This is a genomic window from Salinivibrio sp. SS3 (genome assembly GCF_001722105.1).
GTDB lineage: Bacteria > Pseudomonadota > Gammaproteobacteria > Enterobacterales > Vibrionaceae > Salinivibrio > Salinivibrio kushneri.
The window spans coordinates 12,673-24,704 of record NZ_MEBQ01000044.1 but is presented as its reverse complement, the minus strand read 5'-3'; the positions used below and the strand labels follow the sequence as shown (position 1 = coordinate 24,704).

The window sequence follows — 12,032 nt, the reverse complement described above, 5'->3', positions numbered from 1 at the left end:
AGGAAGGATCGACGATGAAAGCGAATGCCTTGACGCAAGAGATGCAAGCCATGGCGGCAGCGGCGAAGAATGTCTCTCAGCCTGCAACCGGTCAACAAGTCAGCCAAGAATTTGGCGATATGCTTGCCAGTGCGATTAATCATGTAAATGGATTGCAAAAGACCTCGGGCGAGCTTGCCACGCGGTTCGATGAAGGCGACCGTAACGTAAGCTTATCGGATGTGATGATTGCTCGAAACAAGTCGAGTGTGGCGTTTGATGCCACCGTGCAAACGCGCAACAAGTTAGTTGAGGCGTATAAAGAACTTATGAATATGCCTGTTTAATGTAGGAATTAATCAGTGGCTGAAGAGAACCAAAACACCGATCTGGCGGTTTCAGATGGCGCAGCAGCATTGCCATCAACCGATGCGGCATTAGACGCAGAGCAAAGCACGCAAGATCCGGACGCATCAGAACAGTCAGCATCGTCAAACTCGATATTTGGCGATCTCGACATGGTGCGCCAGTTGATCTTAGTGTTAGCGGTTGCGATTTGTGTCGCGCTGATCATGATGCTGTTTTTTTGGGTGCAGGAACCCGAAATGCGGCCACTGGGTACGTACGAAACAGAAGAACTTATCCCTGTTTTGGATCACCTTGACCAGAACAAAGTTGAATACCAATTGGATGGGAATACCATCCGCGTCCCTTCAAGCGATTACTCCTCCATTCGCCTCGGTTTAACGCGGGTGGGGCTGAATACCAGCACGGCCGAGGGCGATGAGATCTTGCTTAATGACATGGGCTTTGGCGTCTCACAAAAACTCGAGCAAGAGCGATTAAAACTCAGTCGTGAGCGACAGCTAGCCGCCGCGATTGAAGAAGTGCGGCAAGTGAGAAACGCCCGTGTCTTGTTAGCGATGCCCAAACAGAGCGTCTTTGTACGCCACAACCAAGAGGCATCAGCCACGGTATTCTTAACCTTGGGAGGCACAAATACCCTAGGTCAAGAGGAAGTGGACTCAATTGTTGATATGGTCGCCTCTGCCGTCCCGTCGCTAAAACCCACGCGCGTCACCGTCACCGATCAGCATGGTCGCTTGCTAAACTCAGGCAGTGAAGATCCAGCCTCAGCGGCGCGGCGCAAAGAGTACGAATTGGAGCGTAAACAAGAGCGCCAATTGCGCGAAAAAATCGACTCAATACTGATCCCCGTACTAGGGCTGGGCAACTATACCTCACAAGTCGACGTGGCATTAGATTTCAGCTCACTGGAAGAAACGCAGCGCCAGTTTAATCCCAACACACCAGCAACACGCAGCGAATACACGCGCGAAGACTATAATGGCTCGGATCGTGTCGCGGGTATTCCAGGAGCCTTAAGCAACCAACCGCCGGCCGATGCCTCCATTCCGGAAGACGTCAGGGATCTTAAAAATGGTGCAGGCGGTACCGGGTCGGTGAGCCGTGAATCGACACGTAACTTTGAACTCGATACCACCATTCGTCACCGACGCGCGCAGTCAGGCGTCATCGATAGACAAACCGTCTCTGTGGCGGTGAATTTTAAACAAAGTGTCGATCCTGAAACCGGGGATACGGTTAAGCAGCCTTTGTCAGATGATGAACTGGCCAAAATCCGCCGTCTTTTAATGGGCGGGGTCGGCTTTAGTGAGCAGCGTGGTGATGTGCTCGAAGTGATCGCCGTTCCCTTTGTTGAGCCAGAGCAAGCGGCAGAGCAAGATGTGCCGATTTGGGATCATCCCAACTTTAATGACTGGGTTCGTTGGTTAGCGGCGGCCTTGGTGATCATTGTTATTATCGTGGTCTTGGTGCGTCCAGCGATGAAAAAGCTGCTTTATCCAAATACCGACGAAGATGGCAATACCGTGGGCCCCAATGGCGAAATCCTTGGCCCAGATGGCTTGCCAGTTACCCCTGATGGGGATGATGTCGGCTTGATAGGCTCTGAGCTTGACGGTTCTAGCAACTTTGCGATGTCAGCGTCGGATGTTGAGCTGCCAAACTTACATAAAGATGAAGACTTGTTAAAAGCGGTGCGGGCGCTGGTTGCCAATGAGCCAGACTTGGCCGCACAAGCGGTTAAAAATTGGGTAACCGAAGATGGCAAATGAAGTCGCAACCACAGGCGGTGATGAGCAAGCTGGCTCAAACTTCGATATCAGCTCGTTGAGTGGGATCGAAAAAGCCGCCATTTTGCTACTCAGTTTAAGTGAACAAGATGCCGCGAGTATCATTCGCCACCTTGAGCCGAAACAGGTTCAACGGGTGGGCGCGGCCATGACCTCGATGACCGATCTTAATTCGGACAAAGTGGCAGCCGTCCACCGTGCCTTTTTAGAGGAGATCCAAAAATATACCTCTATCGGGATGGGGAGTGAAGACTTTGTACGCAACGCCCTCGTGGCGGCCTTGGGTGAAGACAAAGCGAATAACTTGGTAGACCAAATATTGCTTGGCAGCGGCTCCAAAGGCTTGGATTCACTGAAATGGATGGATCCGCGCCAAGTCGCCAGCATTATTATCAACGAGCACCCGCAAATCCAAACCATCGTCTTATCCTATCTGGATCCCGAGCACTCGGCCGAGATTTTGTCACAGTTTGTTGAGCGAGATCGCCTGGACTTGATGATGCGGATTGCCAACTTAGAAGAGGTACAACCGGCAGCACTGCACGAGTTAAACGAGATCATGGAAAAGCAATTTGCTGGCCAAGCGGGGGCACAAGCGGCCAAAATTGGTGGCTTGAAAGCAGCAGCGGAAATCATGAACTACATGGACAACAGTGTCGAAGGGGTACTGATGGACTCGATTCGCGATCAAGACGAAGAGATGGCCTCACAAATCCAAGACTTGATGTTCGTGTTTGATAACTTGATTGATGTGGATGACCGCGGGGTGCAGACCTTACTCCGTGATGTGCCACAAGAAGTATTGCAAAAAGCGCTTAAAGGCGCGGAAGATAACTTGCGCGAGAAAATCTATCGCAATATGTCCAAACGTGCGGCCGAGATGTTGCAAGACGATATCGAGGCCATGGGCCCTATCCGGGTCTCCGATGTGGAAGGGGCGCAAAAAGAAATCTTATCGGTTGCGCGTCGTCTTGCCGATGCCGGTGAAATTATGCTTACCGGTGGTGGCGGCGATGAGTTCGTCTAAGCCGTATTTGTAAGGGGCACTGATGAGTTTAGAAAAACGCCGTGGCTATATTCGCGCCGATGAGGCCGATGCGGAAACCATTGATAGGTGGGCATTGCCCCCTTACAACGAAGGCGAAAACCTGCCCAAAGATACCGCACTTAACTACGATCCCAGTTGGGAGCCAGACGTTGAAGTGGAACCGGAGGAAAACGAGCCTGCCCCCGAACCTTTAACCGCTGACGCCCTCGACGCTATTCGCCAACAGGGCTATGACGAAGGGTATGAAGAGGGCAAGCAGCTGGGGCATGCCGAGGGACTTGAGGCCGGTTTAGAGCAAGGGCATGAGAAAGGCCATGAAGAAGGAAAAAAGGCCGGATTTGAGCAAGGCGTCGCTGACGGGCAAGCGCTGATTGAAGCACGTTGTCAGCAGCTCGATAGTATACTCAATCAGTTAAGTCATCCGTTAGAAAAGTTGGAGATGGATGTCGAGCAACAACTGTTGGTGATGGTCCAGACCTTGACCAAATCATTGACAGGTGTGGAGCTAGACACGAATCCTCAGGTGATTCTGCACACCTTACGAGCCGCCATTGCCGCTTTGCCAGTGGCCGATCACCCGGTTACTGCGGCGTTGCATCCAGATGACTATGCCATTGTCACCGACGCGTATGATGACGATATGCTGGCGGCTCGCGACTGGACCTTGCAATCCGAGCCGGCCCTCTCGCGTGGAGACGTCCATGTAAAAGCCAAAGATTCAGTGGTCGACTATCGCTATGCTGAGCGCGTGGACGCGTTACTTAGAGAGTTTCAGGGACAGAATCAACCCCGACAATCTTCGCCATCAGACGGCGCAACGGTAGAGCCTGTTGATACCGGTGCCTATGCCAACGAATCGGCGACCACCGCGCGCGCGGCGGCGAGTGACGAACCCGTTGAGCAAGACACCACGGCAACGTCTGAAGATGAAGCCACATCGACTGAGGATCCAGGACAATCATAATGAGCCAACTCGCTGAGCGGTTAAAACAATGTCAGCTTGATAATTTAGCCCCCAAGCCAGTGGCGTCGGGAAAATTGGTGCGTATGGTTGGGCTGACACTTGAAGCGATAGGCTGTCGCGCGCCCATTGGGTCTGTGTGCTCGGTTGAAACCCTTAATGGCACCATTGAAGCTGAAGTAGTGGGCTTTGCCGATGAGCTTTTGTACTTGATGCCCAACGAGCAAGTTTCAGGTGTGTTGCCAGGGGCAAGAGTCACGCCCTTGTCTGAACGCAGTCAACTCTCGGTGGGGATGGAGCTGTTGGGGCGCGTTATCGATGGTATGGGCAATCCACTGGATGGTAAGGGCGATATCTATACGGATAAGCAAGCAAGCCTAGAGGGTATACCGATCAATCCCTTATCACGGCAACCGATCCGTGAACCGCTCGATGTTGGCATCAAGGCAATCAATGGTCTATTGACGGTGGGGAAAGGCCAGCGCATCGGCTTGTTTGCTGGCTCTGGGGTGGGTAAATCTGTCACCTTGGGGATGATGACACGCGGTACCACTGCGCAAGTGGTGGTCGTCGGATTGATTGGTGAGCGTGGCCGAGAAGTGAAAGAGTTTATCGATGATATCCTCGGAGAAGAAGGCCGTGCACGGGCGGTGGTTGTCGCTGCGCCAGCTGACTCATCACCCTTGGTGAGGCTTAAAGGCTGTCAAACGGCGTTAACCATTGCCGAATATTTCCGCGACCTCGGTCTTGATGTTCTCTTATTGATGGACTCGTTAACGCGGTTTGCGCAGGCTCAGCGCGAAATTGCGTTGTCGGTGGGCGAGCCACCGGCGACCAAAGGGTATCCGCCCTCGGTGTTTGCGCGCTTACCCTCACTGGTTGAGCGCGCGGGGAACGGTGCCGTTGGGCAGGGGTCGATCACTGCCTTTTTTACCGTGCTGACCGAGGGGGATGATTTACAAGACCCTATTGCCGATGCAGCACGAGCGATACTCGATGGTCATATTGTGCTATCGCGCGAGTTAGCGGATAGCGGTCATTACCCGGCGATTGATGTTGAGCGTTCGGTCAGTCGAGTGATGCCCAATATTACTAGCGATGAGCAAATTCTGATGTCGAAAGCGGTGCGGCAAGTGTTGTCCGTATGCCGAAAAAACCAAGATCTGGTCTCGATAGGCGCTTATAAACCGGGCAGTGATGCGGCGGTTGATCAGGCGTTTAGCTTGAAGCCCAAACTCGACGATTATTTGCAGCAAGGGATCAAAGAAGTGGTTCCTTTTGATATGTGTGTCAATATGTTGCGCTCAACCTTGCAGGGGTAACCGATGGCCGATCACGCGCTTCAGTTGCTGTTAGAAAAAGCTCAAGAGGATGAAAAGCAGGCCCAGCTTAGTGTGAGCGCGGCTCAGCAATCACTTGATGATTACTATCGCCAGTTGGAGCAAATCGAACAGTACCGGCTCGAATATTGCCGTCAGATGTCTGATCGTGGTCAGTCAGGGCTATCGGCCAGTGCTTTTGGTCATTTGAATAAATTCATTGTTCAGCTTGATGAAACATTGGCAAAACAAAGAGATGCAGAGCATCAATTTAAAGATCATTTAGCGCAATGCCGTCAGACATGGCAACAAACTCGCCAGCACCGGCAATCATTAGAATGGCTGATAGAAAAACGAGAACGAGAGGAAGCAGAGCGTGCTCGCTATCAAGAACAACGGCAAATGGATGAAATGGCAGCAATTATCGCACGTCGACGCCCCTCACCCTTCTCTTCATAGTAAAATGGCGCGATAATTGCTTTCTCATTACCGACGCGCCAGTTGATGCCAAGTTGGCGCATAGGTAACCATAGGTAATGATGAGACACTTATGACGCAGTCAATGCTGACACTTTCCAATGTTTCGAGTAAGACCCTGTCTGCGCCGAGTGAAGGCGCGTCCAGCGAGGTGAAAGGAGAGAAAAGTGCCGGCTTTTTGTCCGCCTTGCATCAATCCCTCGATGGAAGTGAAGGACAAGCGGGGGCGATCAAGCTGACTCGCGATGGAAAAACCTTACTCGTTGATGGTCAAGCCATTGATGCGGAGGCCATGTTGGCTGACGGTATTTTCAGCGAGGCTGAGATGGAAAAAATTGCCGATATGACGGCAATGGAAGAGAGCCAATCCTTATTAATGCGGTTGAACCAAGCCGCTGAAATGTTAACTGGCAAAACCTTGCCTGCCGATAACGACGCCCTGGCATTATCTGCCGATAGCGACGCCTTGGCATTATCTGCCGATGACGAGACTATGGCATCGTCTGCCGATGTATTACCGATAAGCGACACTGACAGTAGCGCGCGAGTAGACCGCCAGATTCAAGAGGGTGAAGTAGACAAACAAGTACTGCTTGCGGAGCTTTCTAAAGCGTTGCCGGATGAGGTGTCTGCGGAGGAGGTATTGGCACAGTTATCGCCCGAACAACTCGCCGTATTAGTCGCTCAAGTTAAAGCCACGCAAGATCGTGGCACAGGTGCCTTGGAACAAGGTGCTGGACGCCAAATTGCGCTTGATAGCAATGGTGAGGCGGCTAAAGGGGGGCAATCTCTCCCAGCGGATGGGCCGGCGATAAAGTGGGCGGCGATGAAGGCGCAGCAGGAGAGTCAACATGGGGCTGCCGCCGCTAAGGTGGCGCCCGGTGAGCCTGCCTTAGGCGATGCTGCGTCAGCCAATAAAGAGTCTGCGCTTAAAGATTGGTTAGCCAAAGAAGGGGCGACGACGAAAACGAATGAATTGGCTGATAAGCTGCGACAGGCGTCGGGCCTACAACAGAATATGGCAAACCCTGACGTAAAAGCTGGCGCAGCAGGCAACCCGAATGCCGCTTCGCTGCTGGCAGGGCAACACAGTCAGTCAGATGGCCTGAGTAAAGCGGCGTTAAAAGCGATGGCAGAGCAGGCGGTTCAAACTGACGCAGCCTTGGCGGCAGGCAACGCAGCAAGCGCAGCGGAAGGTGCCTCACGAGGCGAAAACTTGGCCCAGCAGCTGGCAAGCAGTCTAGGCACACCAACCGCGAACGCGGCGACAGCACGACAAGATATTCAGGTCGCTCAAAGTGCGCAGACCCCGCTACCTTTAGGGCAAACGCCCAGCGAAGCGGGTGTGGCATTGACCGAGCGAATCAATGTCATGTTGTCTAAAAACCTGAAGCAAGTGGATATTCGTCTCGATCCACCCGAGCTTGGGCGCATGCAAATTAAGCTGGGGATCAACAACGACCAAGCTTCCGTGCATATAACGGTTGCCAACCAGCAAGCGCGTGATGCGGTCGAGCAAGCGATGCCAAGACTGCGTGATATGTTGCAGCAACAAGGGCTACAGTTAGCCCAAGGATCGGTTCAACAACAAGAGAGTGGTGCACAACAGATGGCCTCAGGCCAGCATGGTGCCGGTACCGGCGACGGTCATGCCGGTGGCGCCTCACTCGGTACCTCAGGGCCGGATGATAGTGATGATACCATGCTAACCGGGCAGACGCTGAACGTCTCACACAGTGATCGGGCCGTCGATTACTACGCTTAGATAACAAGGAGCAAGCACAGCCATGGCAGATGATAACGCAACCCCAGAACAAGGCGGGAGCAAAAAAAAGCTGATTATTATCATTGTCGCCGCCGTTGTATTGCTCGCGGCGGCCGGTGGCGCGGCGTTCTTTTTCCTGTCCGGTGATGACGGCAGCCAAGAAGACATTGTCCTCGAGGAACAAAACAATGCCCTGCCCGCGATTTATGTCACCTTGCCTAAACCCTTTGTTTTTAATGTCACCGGGGATCAACAACAACGACTGGTGCAAGTCAATACCCAGTTGTTAGTGCGTGGCAGTGAAATGGAAGCCTTGGCCAAAGAAAACTTGCCGCTGATTGAGCACGCGCTTCTTAATACGTTTGGTGCGGCAACGGTCGAGCAACTGCGTACACCGCAGGGGCAGCTCGAAATTCGCCGCCAATCGGCAGAGAATGTGCGCGCGGCCTTAATCAAAGTAACGGGCGAGCCGGTGGTGGAGCGTGTGCTCTTCACTGGATTTGTGATGCAATAGGTGATGACGTGACTGACTTACTCAGCCAAGACGAAATTGATGCGCTGCTTCACGGTGTTGATGACGTTGAAGAGGAAGATAACGAGCCCGAAGCCGATCAAGAGGGGGCCGTTTCCTTTGACTTCTCGTCACAAGACAGAATTGTACGTGGGCGGATGCCGACGCTCGAGCTTATTAATGAGCGTTTTGCCCGCCATATGCGCATTAGCTTGTTTAACATGCTGCGTAAAACTGCCGAAGTGTCAATTAACGGCGTGCAGATGATGAAGTTTGGCGAGTATCAAAATACCTTGTACGTGCCGACCAGTTTGAATATGGTGCGTTTTCGCCCGTTAAAAGGCACCAGCTTGATCACCATGGAAGCCCGTCTGGTGTTCATTTTGGTAGAAAACTTTTTTGGTGGTGATGGGCGCTTTCATGCGCGTATTGAAGGGCGAGAGTTTACGCCAACCGAGCGACGTGTGATCCAGATGCTGCTTAAGTTGATGTTTGAGGATTACAAAGACGCCTGGGCGCCCGTGATGGAAGTCGCTTTTGAGTATTTAGACTCGGAAGTAAACCCGGCGATGGCCAACATTGTCAGCCCCTCAGAAGTGATTGTGGTGAGTTCATTCCACATTGAGCTTGATGGTGGTGGCGGCGATATTCACATGGTCATGCCTTACTCGATGCTAGAGCCGATTCGCGAGCTGCTCGATGCCGGGGTACAAAGTGACAAGATGGATACCGATGTGCGCTGGAGTAAAGCGCTACGGGATGAGATCTTGGATGTCAATGTTGAATTGAGTGCCAAGCTATTGGATGTCACCTTATCGTTGCGCGACTTAATGGAGCTACAAAAAGGGGATGTGATTCCGGTGGAAATGCCGGATGCGTGTACTGTGTTCGTGGAAGACTTGCCCACCTATCGCGCGAAGATGGGGCAATCTAACGATAAGTTGGCACTTAAAATTGTAGAAAAACTTAAGCGTCCTGAAATGGCGAAATCGGATATTTCGTTGTTACAGGATAAACCTGAGCTACTCGATGATCTCGAGGAAGATCTACCCATCGATGATAAACAAGGTAATGCTCAGTGATCAGAACCAGTAAACAAGGGTGAGACGTCATGGATCAAAATGATGTAGACGATGATTGGGCTGCAGCCCTGGCTGAGCAATCTGACGCCGAGGGCTCAGATGATGTGCAAGCGGCCCCACTTGAAGAGCTCACTGATGACAGCGAGCAAAAAATGGGGGCGGATGAACAGCGGAAACTGGACGCGATCCTCGATATTCCAGTGACCATTTCCATGGAAGTGGGGCATACGCAAATTAACATCCGTAACTTGCTTCAGCTCAACCAAGGCTCGGTGGTGGAGTTAGATAGGTTAGCTGGGGAGTCGCTCGATGTGCTGGTGAACGGCACCTTGATTGCTCATGGCGAAGTGGTGGTCGTAAACGACAAGTTTGGTATCCGCCTCACAGATGTGATTAGCCAAACTGAGCGGATTAAGAAACTACGATAGGGATGACGGTGAACCGACGCATTTGGGGTCTACTCCTGGTGCCCATGCCTGTTTGGGCGGCGGCGCCCGAGGTCAGTATAGTGACAATGCTGTTGTCGCTAGGATTAGTGCTAGGGCTTATCTTTGCTCTGGCCTGGTTGCTGCGACGGTTAAAAGTGCCGGGGCTGGCACAGCAAAGTGATGGCATCACGATCGTTAGCCAATTGGCAGTGGGTCAAAAGGAGCGCATTTTGGTGGTTGATATCCACGGTGAGCAGTTGGTTGTCGGCGTGACAGCAAACAGCGTGAACGTGTTAAAAACACTGGATAACCCCATTCCAACTGCGACGCCAGCGTCAGATAAGCCTTCTCGCTTTGCCAATCAGCTAAGCCAACTGTTGAATCGAAAATGACGATACGAATGTTATTGGCCGCTTGGGTGTGGGTGGCAGCCACCTTATTTACGCCGTTTGCTGTTGCCGAACAAGAAGCGACGCCAGCACAAGAAAGCATCACCACCGAATCGATTAGCGAAAGCGGTGAAGCGGCACGTTTAGAAGTGGGCCGTAATACGGGCGGTGGGATCCCGGCGGTGACCATGCGTGTCAACCCGGATGGCAGTGAAGACTACTCGGTCACGTTACAAATTCTGGCAATCATGACCGCGTTGGGCTTTTTGCCAGCGGTTGTCATTTTAATGACGTCGTTTACCCGGATTGTGGTGGTGATGGCGATTTTGCGTCAAGCCATGGGGTTACAGCAAACGCCATCTAACCAAGTGATTATTGGCATCGCGATGTTTTTGACCTTGTTTATCATGTCACCGGTGATTGACCGAATGAATACAGAAGCGATTCAGCCCTATATCAATGAACAAGTCACTGCGCGAGAAGCGTTTGATCGGGTACAAGTGCCGCTGCGTGAGTTTATGCTTCGGCAAACGCGAGTGAAAGATTTGGAAACCTTCGTCAATATGTCGGGGGCGCAAGTGGATGAGCCTGAGCAAGTCCCGATGACGGTGCTGATCCCTGCGTTTGTGACGTCAGAGCTGAAAACCGCGTTCCAAATTGGCTTTATGTTGTTCTTGCCATTTTTGGTGATTGACTTGGTGGTGGCATCAGTCTTGATGGCGATGGGTATGATGATGCTATCGCCCATGATAGTGTCATTACCCTTCAAGTTAATGCTTTTTGTCTTGGTTGATGGGTGGAATCTTATCCTCTCCACCTTGGCAGCCAGTTTCGGCTAAAGGAGGCAGCGATGGCCCCAGAAGCGTTTGTCGAGCTTTTCCAAGATGCGCTCTATCTGGTGTTGCTACTGGTTTCAGCCATTGTAGTACCCGGCTTGTTGGTGGGTCTTATCGTGGCCATCTTTCAAGCCGCGACCTCAATTAACGAGCAAACATTGAGCTTTTTGCCACGTTTGATCGCCACCTTTATTGCCTTAATGTTCTTTGGCCACTGGATGACGCGGATGTTGATGGAGTATTTCTATCGCTTGATTGATCACATCCCCAACATCCTTTACTGACGAGGCAAGCCATGGAATATCCAGCCTCAGTGCTCCTGTCTTGGATGGCTAACTACTTTTGGCCCTTTACCCGTATCTCTTCGATGATGATGGCGATGACTTTCTTTGGCGCGCGATTTGTGCCAGTGAGGATCCGTCTCTACCTGTCACTGGCGATTACCTTCGCGGTGATGCCCGCGTTACCGGCCGTCCCCGAGAATATCGAGCTGGTCTCCTTCGCCGGTTTTACCGTGCTCACGCAGCAAGTGGTAATTGGTGTGGCGATGGGGATGGTCACCCAATTTATTACGCAAACCTTTGTGGTGTTGGGACAGATTTTGGGGATGCAATCGAGCTTGGGTTTTGCGTCCATGGTCGATCCGGCCAATGGCCAGAATACCCCCTTGCTGGGGCAGTTTTACTTATTTTTGGCGGTGATGTTGTTTCTCGCCACGGATGGGCATTTAAAAATGCTTAACCTAGTGGTGATGAGCTTTGATACCTTACCGATTGGCGAGATGATTGGTGCTGCCGACTACCGCAGTTTGGCGCAGTGGTTCGGGATCATGTTTAAAGTTGCCCTCAGTATTTCCCTAGCAGGCGTTATCGCCTTGCTAGTGGTCAACTTGTCATTTGGTGTGATGACGCGCGCCGCGCCGCAGTTGAATATTTTCTCTCTTGGCTTCGCTTTTGCATTGTTGATGGGGCTGCTGATCAGCTGGTATCTGCTGTTCGGTATGCTGACGCACTACAACAATCATTGGGAAACAGGGTTAAACCAAGTTTGTTCGCTAATTCGAATTAATTGCGAGTAGAGG

At 52.0% G+C, this 12,032-nt stretch carries 14 protein-coding genes; all 14 read left to right on the top strand.

What is annotated here, in order from left to right; all coding sequences use genetic code 11:
• The first annotated feature begins 14 nt into the window (after positions 1-14).
• The 14 genes from fliE (at position 15) to fliR (ending at position 12,029) form a co-directional block, all read left to right on the top strand.
• Positions 15-326, top strand: coding sequence for a flagellar hook-basal body complex protein FliE (fliE, locus tag BGL48_RS13745; RefSeq protein ID WP_046074949.1), 312 nt, complete (start codon positions 15-17; stop codon positions 324-326).
• Between the two features lie 15 nt (positions 327-341).
• Positions 342-2,117: a flagellar basal-body MS-ring/collar protein FliF gene (gene fliF / locus BGL48_RS13740; RefSeq protein ID WP_069363195.1), complete on the top strand. Its 1,776-nt coding sequence runs from the start codon at positions 342-344 to the stop codon at positions 2,115-2,117.
• Positions 2,107-3,162 (top strand): flagellar motor switch protein FliG, encoded by a 1,056-nt coding sequence (gene fliG / locus BGL48_RS13735; RefSeq protein WP_046074947.1) that lies wholly within the window; start codon positions 2,107-2,109, stop codon positions 3,160-3,162. Before fliF ends, fliG begins: the two co-directional genes overlap by 11 nt.
• 22 nt (positions 3,163-3,184) lie before the next feature.
• On the top strand, positions 3,185-4,147 hold the full coding sequence (locus tag BGL48_RS13730) for a flagellar assembly protein FliH (RefSeq protein ID WP_069363194.1): 963 nt from the start codon (positions 3,185-3,187) through the stop codon (positions 4,145-4,147).
• On the top strand, positions 4,147-5,466 hold the full coding sequence (fliI, locus tag BGL48_RS13725) for a flagellar protein export ATPase FliI (RefSeq protein WP_069363193.1): 1,320 nt from the start codon (positions 4,147-4,149) through the stop codon (positions 5,464-5,466). The genes BGL48_RS13730 and fliI overlap by 1 nt, the downstream gene beginning before the upstream one ends.
• Before the next feature lie 3 nt (positions 5,467-5,469).
• Positions 5,470-5,922 carry a flagellar export protein FliJ gene (gene fliJ / locus BGL48_RS13720; protein WP_069363192.1) on the top strand — a complete coding sequence of 151 codons (453 nt, stop codon included), beginning with the start codon at positions 5,470-5,472 and terminating at the stop codon, positions 5,920-5,922.
• Positions 5,923-6,013: 91 nt separating this feature from the next.
• Entirely contained in the window at positions 6,014-7,705 is a 1,692-nt protein-coding gene (locus BGL48_RS13715) for a flagellar hook-length control protein FliK (protein ID WP_069363191.1), read from the top strand.
• A gap of 22 nt (positions 7,706-7,727) precedes the next feature.
• Positions 7,728-8,219: a flagellar basal body-associated protein FliL gene (gene fliL, locus BGL48_RS13710; RefSeq protein WP_069363190.1), complete on the top strand. Its 492-nt coding sequence runs from the start codon at positions 7,728-7,730 to the stop codon at positions 8,217-8,219.
• Positions 8,220-8,227: 8 nt separating this feature from the next.
• Entirely contained in the window at positions 8,228-9,298 is a 1,071-nt protein-coding gene (fliM, locus tag BGL48_RS13705; RefSeq protein ID WP_069363189.1) for a flagellar motor switch protein FliM, read from the top strand.
• A gap of 29 nt (positions 9,299-9,327) precedes the next feature.
• On the top strand, positions 9,328-9,726 hold the full coding sequence (gene fliN / locus BGL48_RS13700) for a flagellar motor switch protein FliN (protein ID WP_046074940.1): 399 nt from the start codon (positions 9,328-9,330) through the stop codon (positions 9,724-9,726).
• A gap of 8 nt (positions 9,727-9,734) precedes the next feature.
• A complete protein-coding gene (gene fliO, locus BGL48_RS13695; RefSeq protein WP_158020729.1) occupies positions 9,735-10,118 on the top strand; it encodes a flagellar biosynthetic protein FliO in 384 nt (127 codons plus the stop codon).
• Positions 10,115-10,954 (top strand): flagellar type III secretion system pore protein FliP, encoded by an 840-nt coding sequence (gene fliP / locus BGL48_RS13690; RefSeq protein WP_069363187.1) that lies wholly within the window; start codon positions 10,115-10,117, stop codon positions 10,952-10,954. Before fliO ends, fliP begins: the two co-directional genes overlap by 4 nt.
• Before the next feature lie 11 nt (positions 10,955-10,965).
• Positions 10,966-11,235 carry a flagellar biosynthesis protein FliQ gene (gene fliQ / locus BGL48_RS13685; RefSeq protein ID WP_046074938.1) on the top strand — a complete coding sequence of 90 codons (270 nt, stop codon included), beginning with the start codon at positions 10,966-10,968 and terminating at the stop codon, positions 11,233-11,235.
• An 11-nt stretch (positions 11,236-11,246) separates the two neighbouring features.
• Positions 11,247-12,029 (top strand): flagellar biosynthetic protein FliR, encoded by a 783-nt coding sequence (gene fliR, locus BGL48_RS13680; protein WP_069363186.1) that lies wholly within the window; start codon positions 11,247-11,249, stop codon positions 12,027-12,029.
• Positions 12,030-12,032 lie beyond the last annotated feature (3 nt).